Here is a 16,638-nt window from a genome sequence, read left to right as displayed (position 1 = left end):
TCAGTTCTTGTTACTTGCAGGTCAGCGCAGCACGTACCAGGCGAGCAGTGCCGACAGGCCGATGATCATGGCGAACGCATAGTGGTACAGATAGCCGGTCTGCAGCCGGCGGAAGATGCCCGACATCCAGCCGACGACCCGTGCCGAACCATTCACGAACGCACCATCGATGATCGCGACGTCACCGACACGCCATAGCGCCGTGCCGAGATTGCGGCTGCCCTTCGCGAACACCGCCTGATAGATCTCGTCGAAATAGAACTTGTTGGCGAGCAGTGTGTAGAGCGCCGAAAACTTAGTGGCGATCACCCCGGGCAGGTCGGGACGCTTGATGTACAGATACCAGGCAGCCAGCACGCCGAGCAGCGCCAGATAGACGGGCGGCTGGGTCAGTCCGTGCAGCATGAAGGCCAGCGGACCATGGAACTCCTCGCCGAGGTGACCCAGGACATTGCGTTCTTCCGACACGAAGATCGCATCGCCGAAATAGCCGCCGAACAGCACCGGCCCGATCGTGAACCAGCCGATGAACAGCGATGGGATCGCGAGCAGGATCAGCGGCACCGTGACCACCCAGGGACTTTCATGCGGCTTGTGATCGCCGTGCCTATGATCGTCGTGGCCGTGAGCATCGTGCCCATGATCCGCGTGCGCATCGTGATGCCCGAACCGCTCGGGACCGTGGAACGTCATGAACACGAGACGGAAGCTGTAGAACGCCGTGACGAAGACGCCGAGGAACACGCACCAGTAGGCATAGGTTGCGCCCGTGATGTGCGATGCATGCACCGCTTCGATCAACGCGTCCTTGGAGAAGAAGCCGGATGTGCCGGGGAAGCCGATCAGCGCGAGCGAACCGATGAGCGAGGTCCAGTAGGTGATCGGCAGGTACTTCTTGAGGCCGCCCATCTTCCGCATGTCCTGCTCATGATGCATCGCGATGATCACCGAGCCGGCCGCCAGGAACAGCAGCGCCTTGAAGAAAGCGTGCGTCATGAGATGGAAGATCGCGCCCGCATAGGCCGAGACACCCAGCGCCACCGTCATGTAGCCCAGCTGCGAGAGCGTCGAGTAGGCGACCACCCGCTTGATGTCGTTGTTCACCAGGCCCAGCAGTCCCATGAAGAACGCGGTCGTCGCACCGATGATCAGGACCGTCGAGAGCGCGGTTTCCGACAGCTCGAACAGCGGCGACATGCGGGCCACCATGAAGATGCCGGCCGTCACCATCGTTGCCGCGTGGATCAGGGCCGAGATCGGCGTCGGGCCTTCCATCGAATCCGGCAGCCAGACGTGCAGCGGCACCTGCGCTGACTTGCCCATCGCGCCGATGAACAGGCAGATGCAGACCACGGTGATGGCCTGCCATTCGGTGTTCGGAATGATCTCCATCGTGTTCGCGGCAATGGCATCGCGCATGCCGAACACCGTCGCGTAGTCCAGCGAGCCGGTGTAATAAACGATGCCGGCGATGCCCAGTACGAACCCGAAGTCGCCGACGCGGTTCACCAGGAACGCCTTCATGTTCGCGAAGATGGCCGACGGGCGCGTGTACCAGAAACCGATCAGCAGATAGGAAACGACGCCGACCGCTTCCCAGCCGAAGAACAGCTGCAGGAAGTTGTTCGACATCACCAGCATCAGCATCGAGAACGTGAACAGCGAGATGTACGAGAAGAAACGCTGGTAGCCGGGATCTTCATGCATGTAGCCGATGGTGTAGACGTGCACGCAGAGCGACACGAACGTCACGACGACCATCATCAGGGCCGAGAGCTTGTCGACCAGGAAGCCGACTTCCATTCGCACGCCATCGCTGACGAGCCAGGTGTACACGGACTCGTTGAAGATCGGCGCTCCGTCCAGCAGCAGCTTCAATACGTAGATCGAGAGTCCGCACGACAGCGCGACGCCCGCGATCGTGACGCAGTGCGCCCCGACGCGTCCGATGACGCGCCCTGCCAGGCCGGCCGCGATCGCCGCGAACAGCGGAGCCAGAACGATCGTCAGCAATGTGGATTCAGAAATCATGGTGCGGGTCAGCCCTTCATCGTGTCGAGCTGTTCGATGTTGATGTTCCTGCGCTCACGGAACAGGACCACCAGGATGGCGAGACCGATCGCGGCCTCCGCGGCGGCCACCGTCATGATGAAGAACACGAACACCTGACCGTTCAGATCGCCCAGGTGACGCGCGAACGCCACGAAGTTGAAGTTCACGGCGAGCAGCATCAGCTCGATGCACATGAGCAGCAGGATCACGTTCTTCCGGTTGAGGAAGATGCCGGCCACGCTGAGCGCGAACAGCATACCCGCCAGCATCAATACGCTTTCGAGCGGAATCACGGCTGCTTCTCCGGCGAAGAGGTCTCGGACGGCTTCTCGGCATCCATCTTGACGATGCGGATGCGGTCTTTGGCGCGAACGGCCACCTGCGCCGCAATATCCTGCGCCTTGAGCCCGGCACGGTGCCGCATGGTCAGCACGATGGCGGCAACGATGGCCAGCAGCAGCACCATCGCGGCGAGTTCGAACGGATACAGGTACTTCGTGTACAGCAGTTCGCCCAGGGCACGCGTATTGCTGTAACCCTCGACGACGGCGACGGCGGCACTCTGCTGGCCGACGCCCAGGTGCTTCACCCACACGACGCTGCCGATCTCGACCACCACCAGCACGGCGATGATGATTCCCAGCGGCGCATAGCGCGTGAAACCTTCCTTCATCTGCGCGAGGTCGACGTCGAGCATCATCACCACGAACAGGAACAGCACCATCACGGCGCCGACGTACACCAGCACCAGCACGATGGCCAGGAACTCCGCCTCCAGCAACAGCCAGATCACGGCGCTGTTGAAGAACGCGAACACCAGGAACAGCGCCGCATGCACCGGGTTGCGCGCGGTGATGACGCCAAGCGCCGCAACCACCAGCACGGCGGAGAAGGCGTAGAAAAGGATCTCGGTAATGGTCATAGGGCAGACGCTTCAGCGATAGCGCGCATCGGCCGCCTTGTCTGCGGCGATCATGGCTTCGTAGCGCTCGCCGATGGCGAGCAGTTTGTCCTTGGTCATGATGTTCTCGCCGCGATTCTCCATGTGGTACTCATGGATGCGGGTCTCGACGATGGCATCGACCGGGCAGGCCTCTTCGCAGAAGCCGCAGTAGATGCACTTGAACAGGTCGATGTCATAGCGCGTCGTGCGACGGGTGCCGTCGGCTGCCACATCCGATTCGATCGTGATGGCCAGCGCCGGACAGACCGCCTCGCACAGCTTGCAGGCGATGCAGCGCTCCTGCCCGTTCGGGTAGCGGCGCTGCGCATGCAATCCGCGGAAACGCGGCGACTGCGGCGTCTTCTCTTCCGGATACTGCACCGTCACGTTGGGGCGGAAGACGAACTGCCGGATCGTCACGCCGAGGCCGACGACCAGCTCGGTCAGGAAGAACGTCTTCAGGAAACTGGCGGGTGATTTCACTGGCTGGCTCCTACCCTGCCCACGGTCCGATCTTGCAGTACGCGAGCACCATCAGCACCGCGATCCACACCAGCGTGACCGGAATGAAGACCTTCCAGCCCAAGCGCATGATCTGATCGTAGCGATAGCGCGGGAACGTCGCGCGGAACCACAGGAAGCAGAACAGAAAGAATGCGATTTTGCTGAACAGCCACAGGAAGCCGACCAGCGGATGCGGCGTGTTGATCCACGCCAGCCAGCCCGGCAGGTTCCAGCCTTCGAACGGCGACAGCCAGCCGCCGAAGAAGAAGACCGCGGTCAGCGCCGAGATCAGGATCATGTTCACGTACTCGGCGACGAAGAACACGGCGAAGGCCATGCCCGAGTACTCGACGTGGAAGCCGGCGACGATTTCCGATTCGCCTTCGACGACGTCGAACGGCGCGCGGTTCGTTTCAGCCAGTCCGGAAATGAAGTAGACGACGAACAGCGGAATCATCCACCAGAAGAAGAAACCGCCCACGCCGCGCTGGGCTTCGATGATCGCACTGAGATTCAGCGAACCGGCCGCCATCACGACGCCGACGAGCGCGAATCCCATGGCGATTTCATAAGCCACCATCTGCGCCGCCGCGCGCATCGCGCCGAGGAACGCGTACTTCGAGTTCGCGGCCCAGCCCGCGAGAATCACGCCGTAGACGCCCGCCGATGTCAGCGCAAGGATGTACAGCAGGCCCGCATCGATGCTGGAAACGGTGAACCCCGGCCACAACGGCACCACTGCCCACGTGCACAGCGCGGGAATCAACGCCAGCAGCGGCGCGAGCAGGAACAGGAACTTGTTCGACTTCTCCGGGATGACGATTTCCTTGACCAGCAGCTTCAGCACGTCCGCGAACGGCTGCAGGATGCCGAAGGGCCCGACCCGGTTCGGACCGATGCGCGCCTGGATCGAACCGATGACGCGGCGCTCGGCGAGCGTCAGGAACGCCATGATCAGGATCACGCTGATGAACAGGATCACCGCGACCACGCCATACCACACGATGGCCTGGATCCATTGCGGCAGGAACGACAGCAGATCGGCAGCGATTTCAGGAATCATGCTTCATCCCGTGCGCGCTGCGCTTCCGTGGTCTCCTGCAGCGCCGGCGAACGACGCACGACGGCATCGATCTGATACAGCGGCACATCGCTGACGGCAGACGGCGGCGCCAATGCGAGCTTGCCCTGCAGGGTTCGCGACGCTGCTTTCGGCGTTGCGGTTCCCGCCTCGGCGACCTGCTTGCGCACTTCGTCGGCGACCTGATCGCTGCTCACATGATCGAAGCCGGGCAGATTCAGAAGATTGCCGAGCACGCGCAGCACCTTCCACGCCGGACGCGATTCGCCGACGGGCCTGGCGGCGCCGGGAACGCTCTGCCAGCGGCCTTCCAGATTCACGTACGTGCCCGACGTTTCGGCGAACGTGCCGATCGGCAGAACGACGTGCGCGTATTCCTTCGCGGTCGCATACGGCGACAGCGCCACGACGAATTCGGCTGCTTTCAATGCTTCGACCGCTGCGGGCGAAGCGATGTCGTGCTGCGGCTCGATACCGCCGAGGACGACGTAGGACTTGAGCCGCGCGGCAAACATGTCCGCCACATTGAGCCCGGGCGACTGCACCGCGCGACCACCCACGGTGCGACCGGGCAGCACGCCGGCGAGATGAGCACCCACTGCGTTCCCGCCCTCGGGCAGGAAACCCAGCGTGGCGCCCGTCAGTTCAGCAATCGCGGCGGCCGCCAGTTTCAGATCCGCAAATGCCGGATCGCGCTGTGCGATGGCCCCCAGCAGGATCAGACGACGCGATCCATCAGCGAGCTGCTGGGCAACGGCGCGATGAGCATCGGTGGGCTGCGCGCTCGCCGCCACGGCGGCAATCGATTCCGGCACGCTCCTGCCTGCATTGCCGGCGGCCGCGGCCGCAATGGCAACCAGGTGATCGAACAGGTGCAGGCCGTTCGACGCGAAATAGTTCGCGACCGGGAACAGGTATTCGTAACGCTGCGGGTTGACGAAGGAGACCTTCGCACCGCTGCGAATGGCCGCCTTGCGAAGGCGATGCGCGATCAGTGGCACGTCCTTGCGCAGGTTCGAACCCACGATCAGCACGGCATTCGCCTGCTCGAGTTCGGCAATGGAACAGTTCAGCGACGGGATCACCGGATCGCTGGCTTCGTCGCGGAAATCCGTGCGACGCAGGCGGTGATCGATATTCGACGAGCCCAGACCGCGCGCCACCTTGGCGAGCAGATACAGTTCTTCGAGCGTCGAGCCCGGCGAAGCCAGCGCGCCGATCTGGGCGCCACCGTGCTGCTTCGCAATCCGGCCGAGACGATCGGCAGTAATCGCCAGTGCGGTTTCCCAATCCGTCTCCTGCCACATGCCGTTTTCGCGGATCAGCGGCTTCTGCAGGCGATCCTCGCTGTACACGCCCTGGAAGCTGAAACGGTCGCGATCGGCGATCCAGGTTTCATTCACTTCCTCATTGGGACGCGGCACGACGCGCATGACCTTGCCGCGCAGCACGTGCGCGTAGATGTTCGTGCCGACGCTGTCGTGCGGAGAGATCAGCGGATGCTGCGTCATTTCCCAGGCACGCGCACGATAGCGATACGGCTTGTTGTTGAGCGCACCGACCGGGCACAGATCGATGATGTTGGCCGACAGCTCGTGATCGACGCTCTTCTCGATGAAGGTGCCAATCTCGGTGCTCTCGCCGCGACCGACCGTGCCGAGTTCCTGGAAGCCCTGGATGTCCTGGGTGAAGCGCACGCAGCGCGTGCAGTGAATGCAGCGCGTCATGTCGGTCGACACGAGCGGCCCCAGATTCTTGTCCTTCACGACGCGCTTGCGCTCGTTGTAGCGCGAGATGTCGCGGCCGAAACCCATGGCGAGATCCTGCAGCTCGCATTCGCCGCCCTGATCGCAGATCGGGCAGTCGAGCGGATGATTGATCAGCAGGAACTCCATCACCGACTTCTGCGCAGCGATGGCTTTCGGCGACTTCGTGAAGACCTTCATGCCTTCGGCAACGGGCGTTGCGCAGGCGGGCATCGGCTTCGGCGCCTTCTCCACTTCGACCAGGCACATGCGGCAGTTCGCCGCGATGGGCAGCTTCTCGTGATAACAGAACCGCGGAACGTAGACTTCGTTCGCGTCGGTCACCTGGATCAGCATCTGGCCCTTGCGCGCCTTCATCGGCACGCCATTGACCTCGATGTTGACTTCGTCGGTTGGTGCAGGAGTACTCATGTCATCTGTGCTCGTCAGGCGGCGCGGCGCTTGTCGCGCTCGACGATGCTGTGACCGTGTTCGATCATGTATTCGAATTCGTGCCGGTAGTGCTTGATGAAGCTCTGCACGGGCCAGGCGGAGGCGTCGCCGAAGGCGCAGATGGTGTGGCCTTCGATCTTGTTCGCCACGTCGACCAGCATGTCGAGGTCGGCCTGCTTGCCCTGCCCCGCCAGGATTCGCTTGACGACGCGATTCATCCAGCCGGTGCCTTCGCGGCACGGCGTGCACTGGCCGCACGACTCGGCGTAGTAGAAACGCGAGATGCGCTCGAGCGCCTTGACCATGCAGGTCGTCTCGTCCATCACGATCAGCGAACCGGTGCCGAGCGCCGAGCCGGCCTTCTTCACCGAGTCGTAGTCCATGTTGGCGTTCATCATGATGTCGCCGGGCACGACGGGCACCGAGACGCCGCCGGGAATGACGGCCTTGAGCTTGCGACCGCCGCGCACGCCGCCACAGATCTCCAGCAGCTCCTTGAACGGGATGCCGAGCGGCAACTCGATGTTCTGCGGCTTGTTCACGTGGCCCGAAACCGAAAAGATCATGGTGCCGGCGGAATTCGCGACGCCCAGATCGACGAACCATTGCGGACCCTTGCGCAGGATGGTCGGGACCGACGCATAGCTCTGGGTGTTGTTGATGGTCGTGGGCTTGCCGTAGAGACCGAAGTTCGCGGGGAACGGCGGCTTGAAACGCGGCCGGCCCTGCTTGCCTTCGAGCGATTCGAGCAGCGCGGTTTCTTCGCCGCAGATATAGGCGCCGGCGCCCACGTAGGCGTGCAGATCGAAGTCGACGCCGGAGCCGAGCAGGTTCTTGCCCAGCAGGCCGGCGGCGTAGGCTTCCTTGAGCGCCGCTTCGAAACGCGGCACGGGCTCTTCGAGGAATTCGCCGCGAATATAGTTGTAACCAACCGTCGCACCCATGGCGTAACCGCCGATGGCCATGCCTTCGATCAGCGCGTGCGGGTTGTAGCGCAGGATGTCGCGATCGTGGCAGGTACCCGGCTCGCTTTCATCGGAGTTGCAGACGACGTACTTCTGCGGCGCCTTGCTCGGCAGCATGAAGCTCCATTTCATGCCGGTCGGAAAGCCGGCGCCGCCACGGCCGCGCAGACCGGACGCCTTCACCTGATCGATGATGGATTCGGGCGTGGGACGCTCGCGCAGGATGCGTTCCCAGACTTCGTAGCCGCCGATGCTGCGGTAGGTCGCGAGTTCCCACGACCGAGGCAGGTTCAGCGTCTCAAAGCACACCTGATTGGCTGCGTACTTCGACGTCATGATGCTTACTTGTGACGATCCAGGATCTCGTCGACCTTCTCGGGTGTCAGGTTTTCGTAGTAGACGTGGTCCACCATCATCATCGGCGCGTTGTTGCACGCCGCCAGGCACTCTTCTTCCTTCTTGAGATAGAAGCGGCCATCGACGGTGCTCTCGCCGACCCGGATGCCGAGACGCTTCTCGACATGCGCGAGGATGTCATCGCCGCCGCACAACATGCAGGAGATGTTGGTGCAGACGGAAATGCTGTGGCGGCCGACGGGCTTCGTTTCGAACATCGAATAGAAGGTGGCGACCTCGTACACCTGGATGGGCGGCAGGCCGAGATACTCGGCAACTGCGTCCATCGAATCCTTCGTCAGGTAGCCGTTGTTCTCGTGCTGCACCGTGCGCAGCGCGGCGATGACGGCGGAACGCTTGCGATCCGGCGGAAACTTGCTCAGCCAGTGATCGATTTCATGGCGAGCATGTTCGGAGAGTCCGCCGCCGGCCGGTGGGTTGTGAGTGGAGTCGCTCAACGGTCGATTTCCCCGAATACGATGTCCTGCGTACCGATGACGGCCACCACGTCGGCCAGCAGATGTCCCTTCACCATTTCTTCGAGCGAAGCCAGGTGCGGGAAGCCGGGCGCGCGGCACTTCAAGCGATACGGCTTGTTGGCGCCGTCCGAAACGAGATAGATGCCGAACTCGCCTTTCGGCGCTTCCACGGCGGCGTAGGTCTCACCTTCAGGAACGCAATAGCCTTCGGTGAACAGCTTGAAGTGATGGATCAACGATTCCATGTCGTCCTTCATCTCTTCGCGCTTCGGCGCCGAGATCTTGTGATCGGACGTCATGACCGGACCGGGATTCTGCTTCAGCCAGTCGACGCACTGACGGACGATGCGATTCGACTGACGCATCTCTTCGACGCGCACCAGGTAGCGGTCGTAGCAGTCACCGTTCACACCGACAGGGATGTCGAAATCCATGCGGTCGTACACTTCATACGGCTGCTTCTTGCGCAGATCCCAGGCGATGCCCGAACCGCGGATCATCGGGCCGGTGAAGCCGAGCTGCAGTGCGCGCTCCGGAGTCACTACGCCGATGTTGACCGTGCGTTGCTTCCAGATGCGGTTGTCGGTGAGCAGCGCCTCGTATTCATCGACGCAGGCCGGAAAGCGCTCGGTGAAATTCTGAATGAAGTCGAGCATGCTGCCCGAGCGGTTCTCATTGAGACGGTCGACGTCCTTCTGAGTGCGCCACTTCGACGGCTGGTACTTCGGCATCGAATCGGGCAGATCACGATAGACGCCGCCCGGACGATAGTAAGTCGCATGCATGCGCGTGCCGGAGACTGCTTCGTAGCAATCCATCAGGTCTTCGCGCTCGCGGAATGCATAGAGAAAGACCGTCATCGCGCCGATATCGAGACCGTGCGCGCCGAGCCACATGAGGTGGTTCAGGATGCGGGTGATCTCGTCGAACATCACGCGGATGTACTGCGCGCGCAGCGGCGGCGTGATGCCGAGCAGTTTCTCGATCGCCATCACGTAGGCGTGCTCGTTGCACATCATCGAGACGTAGTCGAGACGGTCCATGTAACCGATCGACTGGTTGAACGGCTTCGACTCGGCCAGCTTCTCGGTGCCCCGATGCAACAGGCCGACGTGCGGATCGGCCTTCTGGATGACTTCGCCATCCATCTCCAGCACCAGGCGCAGCACGCCGTGCGCCGCCGGATGCTGCGGACCGAAGTTCAATGTGAAATTGCGAATCTCAGCCACGGGAACCGGACTCCACCTGCGCACCGACCGGCACGTCGTGCAACGACTGGTCGTAGCGGTTGTCTTCGCGAATCACGCGCGGCACCAGCGTGCGCGGTTCGATGCTCACCGGCTGATAGACGACGCGGCCTTTCGCCGTGTCGTACTTCACTTCGACATTGCCGATCAGCGGGAAATCCTTGCGGAACGGATGACCGATGAAACCGTAGTCCGTGAGGATGCGGCGCAGATCCGGATGTCCCTGGAACATCAGGCCGTACAGATCGAAGGCCTCACGTTCGTACCAGTTGGCCGACGCCCAGATATCGTTGACGGAATCGATCAGCGGCGGCTCGCCGTCGATCGCGAAACAGCGCAGACGCAGACGCCAGTTGTGCGTCACCGAGAGGAGCTGGTACGTGACGGCGAAGCGGCCGCTGCGCGGCTCGCCGACGACAGGACGCACGCGATTCACGCCGCGGCTGAAACCGGTCGCAGTCGAACCGTACGTGCTCCATTCCTCCTTGCCGAATTCGAGATAGTCGACGCCGCTCAGATCGATGAGCTGCTCGAAGCGCAGATCGGCATGATCGCGCAGTTCGCGGCAGACGTTCAGAAGCTGATCGGCGGCGACTTCCGCAGCGACATCGCCTGCCACGGCAGGGATGAAGCGCAGGCGCTCGCCGAATCGCGCAGTCAGGGTCGAGGCCAGTGTCTCGCTGCGTGAAGGCATGATGAGTTAGCGGGCGATGGTGCTGGTGCGACGGATCTTGTTCTGGAGCTGCAGGATGCCGTACAGCAGTGCTTCCGCCGTGGGCGGACATCCAGGCACATAGACGTCGACGGGAACGATGCGATCGCAGCCGCGCACGACAGCATAGGAATAGTGATAGTAGCCGCCGCCGTTGGCGCACGATCCCATGGAGATGACCCAGCGCGGTTCGGGCATCTGGTCGTAGACCTTGCGCAGCGCCGGCGCCATCTTGTTGACCAGCGTACCGGCCACGATCATCACATCCGACTGACGCGGGCTGGGGCGGAACACGACACCGAAGCGATCCAGGTCATAGCGGGCTGCACCCGCGTGCATCATTTCGACGGCGCAGCAGGCGAGGCCGAACGTCATCGGCCACATGGAACCGGTGCGTGCCCAGTTGACGAGCTTGTCGACCGACGTCGTGACGAATCCGCGCTGCGGCGGTACGGCATCCGGCGTTTCGGCGGTTGGAGCAGTCAATCCCATTCGAGCGCGCCCTTCTTCCACTCGTACACGAAGCCCACGACCAGGATCAGCAGGAAGAATCCCATCGCAACGAGACCCACTGTGCCGATGGAACCGAGCGATACGGCCCACGGAAACAGGAAGGCAATTTCCAGATCAAAAACGATGAACAGGATTGCGACGAGGTAGTAGCGCACGTCGAACTTCGCGCGCGCATCGGCGAACGGCTCGAAGCCACACTCATACGCAGAAAGCTTTTCGCTGTCGGGACGACGCGGCCCGAAGAGGAAACCGAGTCCGATGAGCACTGAGCCAAGCGCAGCGGCGACGCCCAGAAAGATCAGAATGGGTACGTAATTTTGCAGCATCACACGGACTCTCGGTGCCGGGCCCGGCACCGGGCGCGGATTGTATCAGGGACGCTGCGGCGCAGTAACCCCGCGTTCATGCGCAATTGGATCACCGGGAGAAACACCTATGCGCATCGCGCGTGCACATGCGAACGGTTCGCGATGCGCAGTGCGTCGAATGACGGCAGAGAAAAAATATCGGTGAAGGCAGGGTGAAATTGATCTGCTTTGTCTCTTCCGGATCCCGAGAGAAAAGCAGCAAAAGAGAAGGAAATTGGTGCGGATGAGAGGACTCGAACCTCCACGGATTGCTCCACTACCACCTCAAAGTAGCGTGTCTACCAGTTCCACCACATCCGCACCGAGGTGAAATCGACTCGGTGCCAGCCGCCTGCAGGCGGTCTCGCTATTGTTTGTTCTGTTCCTGCGTCGCAGGCGTTTCGACCGGCTGCTGAGTCGCTTCGAGCGACGGCGGCGCATCAGGCAGCGCCGGTGCCGCTTCGGTCGACTGCGCGCGATCGACGACGCTCGTTGCCGTGTCCGGTTGCTTGCCGCTCATGTAGGCCAGCGCCAGACTCGTCGCAAAAAACAAGGCGGCCAGCGTGGCCGTCGTACGCGACAGGAACGAAGCAGATCCTCGTGCACCGAACACGGTGCCCGATGCACCGGCCCCGAAGCCCGCGCCTGCATCGGCACCCTTGCCGCGCTGAAGCAGCACGAGTCCCACGATCCCCGTTGCGATGAGGACGTGCACCACGATTGCCGCTGTGTGTAACCAGTTCATGTCGCTTACGCGCTCGCTTGAAATGTCTGCGCCACCGGCTCAGTGAGCCTGGGTCGCTGCGCAAATTTTCAGAAATTCATCTGCCTTCAACGATGCCCCGCCGATCAATCCGCCATCGACATCGGGCATCGAAAAAATCTCGGCCGCATTGCCGGCCTTGACGCTGCCGCCGTACAGGACCCGCAAAGCGGCCGCGATCTTACCACCACTGGCACTCTCTCGTGCGGCCACGGTCGCCCGGATGTGCGCGTGTACTTCCTGCGCCTGTGCCGGGGTCGCATTCTTCCCCGTGCCGATCGCCCAGACAGGCTCGTAGGCGAGCACTGCATTGCGCATCGCATCGACACCTGCCAGATCGAGCACCGCCGCCAGCTGTCGCGAAATCACGGCCATGGTCTGGCCCCGTTCGCGCTCTTCGAGAAACTCACCGACGCACAGGATCGGAATCAGCCCGTGAGACTGTGCGGCGAGAAACTTGCGAGCGACCAGCGCATCGTCTTCCTTGTAGTGATGACGACGTTCCGAGTGCCCGACGATCACGTACCTGCAACCGACGTCCTTGAGCATCGCCGCCGACACTTCGCCAGTGAAGGCACCGATGGGTTCAGCGCAGACCGACTGCGCGCCCAGGGCGACGCTCGATTCCTTCAGCAGCCGTCCTGTTTCCCACAAGTAAACGACCGGCGGACACACCGCGATATCGCAGGCCGGCTGTGCCGGCAGCCCCTGCAGCAACGCATCGATCAGATCGGCGTTTTCAGCGCGCGATCCGTGCATTTTCCAGTTCCCGGCAACAAAGGGCCGACGCATCGTTAGTCCTTGAGTCCGAGGTAGAAAACGCTCTCAAGCGAGCGGCCTGCCCAAAAAAGGCGCGGCAGCTTAACGGTCGTCCGCCGGGAAATCAAACCACTGCAACGCCGTTTTTCAGGCCACCTGGGCAGCCGCAGCAACCGATGCAGCGATGCTGCCTGCCAGTTCGCGCACCAGCTTCTCGTCGCTGCCTTCGACCATGACCCGGATGACCGGCTCCGTACCGGAAGGCCGCAGCACGATCCGGCCGTTTTCCCCGAGACGGCGCTCGGCGTGGGACACCGCTTCCTGCACCAGCGGCGAGGCGACGACGTCGATCTTGCGTGCCATGCGCACGTTCTGCAGAACCTGGGGGTATTTGGGCATCGGCGCCGCGAGTTCGGCCAGGCTGCGGCCCGTCTGCTTCATGATGGCGAGCACCTGCAGTGCGCTGATCATGGCGTCTCCCGTGGTCGTACGATCGAGGCACAGCAGGTGCCCGGAGGTTTCGCCGCCCAGCGTGCCGCCCGTTTCCTTGAGCAGCTCCATTACATATCTGTCACCGACCTTGGCGCGACGGAATTCGATGCCGATCCTGGTCAATGCGTGTTCGAGCCCGAGGTTGCTCATGACGGTACCGACCACCGGTCCATTGAGCTGCTTCTGCTCGTGCCGCGCCCTGGCGATGATGTACAGGAGCTGGTCACCGTCCACGGTACGGCCGAGATGATCGACCATGACCAGCCGGTCGCCGTCGCCATCGAGCGCGATACCTACCTGTGCGCGAACACCTGGCACGGTCAGCTGCAGCAACTCCGGCGAGGTGGAGCCGCAATTGAGATTGATGTTGCGACCGTTGGGCGAACAGCCGACGGGCACGATTTCGGCACCGAGATCCGTCAGGATGCGGGGCGCGACCTTGTAGCCCGCGCCGTTGGCACAATCGATGACGATCTTGAAATCACCGAGATTCAGACCGGGAACCGTCGAGGCGCAGAACTCCTGGTAGCGCACACGCTGCTTGTCCATGCGGCTCGCGCGACCCAATTCGCCCGAGGGACGCGTCACCGGCGCCTCTTCCAGGTGTTTTTCGATTTCCGCCTCGATCTCATCCGTCAGCTTGCCGCCGCTGGCATCGAAGAACTTGATGCCGTTGTCTTCGTAGGGATTGTGCGACGCGCTGATGACCACGCCGAAATCGCATTCGAAATGCTTCGTCAGATAGGCAACGCCCGGTGTCGGCAGCGGGCCCATCAGAATGACATCGACGCCGGCCGCGACGAATCCGGCTTCGAGCGCGGCTTCGAACATGTAACCCGACAGGCGCGTGTCCTTGCCGACCAGCACTTTTCCGCCGCCGGGCGCCAGCACCCGCGCTGCCGCGCTGGCCAGACGCAACGCGAAGTCGACGGTCATCGGATGCTGACCGACGTGGCCACGTACGCCATCGGTGCCGAAATACTTGCGGCTCACAATCGTTCTCCCGGGTTCACTTCTGCAGTCCAATAGCCGGACATCCTGAGTGCCGCGGCAACCTTCAACGCATCGACAGTTTCGGCGACGTCATGGGTACGCACGATGCCTGCTCCCGCCAGCACCGAAGACACCGCGACGGCGAGAGCCCCCGCCAATCGCTCGCCGACCGCCCGACCGAGCAAGGTGCCGAACATCGACTTTCTGGACACGCCGATCAAGAGCGGGCGTCCCAGCTTCAGCAGTTCCGGCAACGCCGCCAGCAGCTTCATATTGTGTTCGATCCGTTTGCCGAAACCGATGCCCGGGTCTACGACGAGCCGGTCGCGGGCAATCCCGGCGGCTGCGCAGGCATCGAGGCGGGATTGCAGGAACTCTCGCACCTCGGATACGACGTCGTCGTAAACCGGCTCCATCTGCATCGTTCGAGGCTCGCCCTGCATGTGCATCAGGCAGAGGCCGGCATCGCTGTCCGCCGCGGCCTCGAGCGCGCCCGCTTCGCGAAGCGCGCGAACATCATTGATGAAGGTTGCGCCCGCCTTGATCGCGGCACGGATGACGCCCGCCTTGCTGGTGTCGACCGATAGCGGCACATCGACGGTCGACGCCAGCGCTTCGACCAGCGGGACGACGCGCCGGATCTCCTGCTCTTCCGACACCGCCTGCGCACCCGGACGGGTGGATTCGCCGCCGATGTCGATGATGCCGGCCCCCGCCTCCACCATCGCCAGGCCGTGCGCAATGGCTGCGGCGGGATTCACGAAGCGACCGCCATCCGAGAACGAGTCCGGCGTGACATTGAGGATGCCCATGACCACGGGTCGGGACAGGTCCAGCCGATGCTTGCCGCACTGAAGAAACATGCGCGAAGGGTACAGGGTACGACGGTCAGAAAAAGCGATGCCGGCACGGGGCCGGCATCGGATCTTGCTCGACTGAACGGGTGAACCGGGTCAGTGCTGGCTCGCCGGTTTGCCGATCGGCGCTTCCGGCGTCTCACCGCGGTCGCGGTTCTTGCTGCCACCCATCGGCGGCGCATTGTCGTCCCAGCCCGTGGGCGGCTGCGGATCGCGACCCTGCATGATGTCCTTGATCTGGGTTTCGTCGATGGTCTCGTACTTGATCAGCGCCTCAGCCATCTTGTGGAGCTTGTCCATGTGCGTGTCCAGGACGTTCTTGGCGCGGTTGTAATTCGAGTCGATGAGCTTGCGCACTTCCTCGTCGATGGCATGTGCGGTCACATCGGACACCTGTTTGTGCTGCGTCACGGAGCGACCCAGGAATACTTCGCCGGATTCTTCGCTGTAGGTCAGCGGACCGAGACGATCCGACAGGCCCCAGCGGGTCACCATGTTGCGGGCGATGTCGGTCGCGCGCTCGATGTCGTTGGACGCGCCCGTCGTCACCGACTCCGGTCCGAAGATCATTTCTTCGGCCAGCCGGCCGCCGAACAGCGTGGCGATCTTGCTCTCGAGACGACGCTTGCTGATGCTGTAACGATCCTGCTCGGGCAGGAACATCGTCACACCCAGCGCACGACCGCGCGGAATGATCGTCACCTTGTAGACCGGATCGTGCTCGGGCACCGACAAGCCGACGATGGCGTGTCCCGCCTCGTGATAAGCCGTGAGCTTCTTCTCCTGATCGTCCATCACCATGGAGCGGCGTTCCGCGCCCATCATGATCTTGTCCTTGGCGCGCTCGAATTCGTCCATCGAAACGGTGCGGCGGTTGGCGCGAGCGGCGAACAGCGCGGCCTCGTTCACGAGGTTGGCGAGATCGGCGCCCGAAAAGCCCGGCGTGCCGCGCGCGATGATCTGCGGACGCACATCCTCGGCGAGCGGCAGCTTGCGCATGTGGACCTTGAGGATCTGCTCGCGACCGCGCACGTCCGGCAGCGGCACGACCACCTGGCGGTCGAAACGGCCCGGACGCAGCAGCGCGGGATCGAGAACGTCCGGACGGTTGGTCGCCGCGATGACGATCACGCCTTCAGTGCCTTCGAAGCCGTCCATCTCCACCAGCAACTGGTTCAGCGTCTGCTCGCGTTCGTCGTGACCGCCGCCGAGACCGGCGCCGCGATGACGGCCGACCGCATCGATTTCGTCGATGAAAATGATGCAGGGCGCGTGCTTTTTCGCCTGCTCGAACATGTCACGCACGCGCGACGCACCGACGCCGACGAACATTTCGA

17 protein-coding genes and 1 tRNA gene are annotated in these 16,638 nt (G+C 62.8%); all 18 read right to left on the bottom strand.

Features of this window, described 5'->3' with window-relative positions; translation table 11 throughout:
* Positions 1 to 21: 21 nt before the first annotated feature.
* Positions 22 to 2,031, bottom strand: a complete 2,010-nt coding sequence (nuoL, locus tag V7D81_RS14135; RefSeq protein ID WP_324317318.1) for an NADH-quinone oxidoreductase subunit L — start codon at positions 2,029 to 2,031, stop codon at positions 22 to 24.
* A gap of 8 nt (positions 2,032 to 2,039) precedes the next feature.
* Positions 2,040 to 2,345, bottom strand: a complete 306-nt coding sequence (gene nuoK, locus V7D81_RS14130) for an NADH-quinone oxidoreductase subunit NuoK (RefSeq protein WP_324317316.1) — start codon at positions 2,343 to 2,345, stop codon at positions 2,040 to 2,042.
* Positions 2,342 to 2,974 (bottom strand): NADH-quinone oxidoreductase subunit J, encoded by a 633-nt coding sequence (locus V7D81_RS14125; protein WP_324317314.1) that lies wholly within the window; start codon positions 2,972 to 2,974, stop codon positions 2,342 to 2,344. Before V7D81_RS14125 ends, nuoK begins: the two co-directional genes overlap by 4 nt.
* A 12-nt stretch (positions 2,975 to 2,986) precedes the next feature.
* Positions 2,987 to 3,478 (bottom strand): NADH-quinone oxidoreductase subunit NuoI, encoded by a 492-nt coding sequence (gene nuoI, locus V7D81_RS14120; protein ID WP_324317313.1) that lies wholly within the window; start codon positions 3,476 to 3,478, stop codon positions 2,987 to 2,989.
* A 10-nt stretch (positions 3,479 to 3,488) separates the two neighbouring features.
* Entirely contained in the window at positions 3,489 to 4,562 is a 1,074-nt protein-coding gene (gene nuoH, locus V7D81_RS14115) for an NADH-quinone oxidoreductase subunit NuoH (RefSeq protein WP_324317311.1), read from the bottom strand.
* Positions 4,559 to 6,757 carry an NADH-quinone oxidoreductase subunit NuoG gene (gene nuoG / locus V7D81_RS14110; RefSeq protein WP_324317309.1) on the bottom strand — a complete coding sequence of 733 codons (2,199 nt, stop codon included), beginning with the start codon at positions 6,755 to 6,757 and terminating at the stop codon, positions 4,559 to 4,561. The genes nuoH and nuoG overlap by 4 nt, the downstream gene beginning before the upstream one ends.
* Positions 6,758 to 6,771: 14 nt before the next feature.
* The gene (gene nuoF / locus V7D81_RS14105) at positions 6,772 to 8,079 is read right to left on the bottom strand and encodes an NADH-quinone oxidoreductase subunit NuoF (protein ID WP_324317307.1); all 1,308 of its coding nucleotides are present in this window, start codon (positions 8,077 to 8,079) and stop codon (positions 6,772 to 6,774) included.
* Between the two features lie 5 nt (positions 8,080 to 8,084).
* The gene (gene nuoE / locus V7D81_RS14100; protein WP_324317305.1) at positions 8,085 to 8,597 is read right to left on the bottom strand and encodes an NADH-quinone oxidoreductase subunit NuoE; all 513 of its coding nucleotides are present in this window, start codon (positions 8,595 to 8,597) and stop codon (positions 8,085 to 8,087) included.
* On the bottom strand, positions 8,594 to 9,847 hold the full coding sequence (locus V7D81_RS14095; RefSeq protein ID WP_324317302.1) for an NADH-quinone oxidoreductase subunit D: 1,254 nt from the start codon (positions 9,845 to 9,847) through the stop codon (positions 8,594 to 8,596). Before V7D81_RS14095 ends, nuoE begins: the two co-directional genes overlap by 4 nt.
* On the bottom strand, positions 9,840 to 10,559 hold the full coding sequence (locus V7D81_RS14090; RefSeq protein WP_324317300.1) for an NADH-quinone oxidoreductase subunit C: 720 nt from the start codon (positions 10,557 to 10,559) through the stop codon (positions 9,840 to 9,842). Before V7D81_RS14090 ends, V7D81_RS14095 begins: the two co-directional genes overlap by 8 nt.
* A gap of 6 nt (positions 10,560 to 10,565) precedes the next feature.
* Positions 10,566 to 11,069, bottom strand: coding sequence for a NuoB/complex I 20 kDa subunit family protein (locus V7D81_RS14085; protein ID WP_184329650.1), 504 nt, complete (start codon positions 11,067 to 11,069; stop codon positions 10,566 to 10,568).
* On the bottom strand, positions 11,060 to 11,416 hold the full coding sequence (locus V7D81_RS14080; RefSeq protein WP_324317365.1) for an NADH-quinone oxidoreductase subunit A: 357 nt from the start codon (positions 11,414 to 11,416) through the stop codon (positions 11,060 to 11,062). The genes V7D81_RS14085 and V7D81_RS14080 overlap by 10 nt, the downstream gene beginning before the upstream one ends.
* 257 nt (positions 11,417 to 11,673) lie before the next feature.
* A tRNA-Leu gene (locus tag V7D81_RS14075) sits at positions 11,674 to 11,758 on the bottom strand.
* Positions 11,759 to 11,804: 46 nt separating this feature from the next.
* Entirely contained in the window at positions 11,805 to 12,182 is a 378-nt protein-coding gene (gene secG, locus V7D81_RS14070) for a preprotein translocase subunit SecG (protein ID WP_324317298.1), read from the bottom strand.
* Positions 12,183 to 12,221: 39 nt separating this feature from the next.
* Positions 12,222 to 12,992, bottom strand: a complete 771-nt coding sequence (gene tpiA / locus V7D81_RS14065; protein WP_324317296.1) for a triose-phosphate isomerase — start codon at positions 12,990 to 12,992, stop codon at positions 12,222 to 12,224.
* Positions 12,993 to 13,106: 114 nt separating this feature from the next.
* Positions 13,107 to 14,444 carry a phosphoglucosamine mutase gene (gene glmM, locus V7D81_RS14060; RefSeq protein WP_349257662.1) on the bottom strand — a complete coding sequence of 446 codons (1,338 nt, stop codon included), beginning with the start codon at positions 14,442 to 14,444 and terminating at the stop codon, positions 13,107 to 13,109.
* Complete coding sequence (gene folP / locus V7D81_RS14055; protein ID WP_349257661.1) at positions 14,441 to 15,307, bottom strand: dihydropteroate synthase; 867 nt, start codon at positions 15,305 to 15,307, stop codon at positions 14,441 to 14,443. Before folP ends, glmM begins: the two co-directional genes overlap by 4 nt.
* 90 nt (positions 15,308 to 15,397) lie before the next feature.
* Positions 15,398 to 16,638 (bottom strand): ATP-dependent zinc metalloprotease FtsH (gene ftsH / locus V7D81_RS14050; RefSeq protein ID WP_324317292.1); only part of this gene is annotated, 1,241 nt, incomplete at its 5' end.

The sequence above is a fragment of the Povalibacter sp. genome (assembly GCF_036735925.1).
GTDB lineage: Bacteria > Pseudomonadota > Gammaproteobacteria > Steroidobacterales > Steroidobacteraceae > Steroidobacter.
This window is presented reverse-complemented; position numbering and strand designations above follow the sequence as displayed.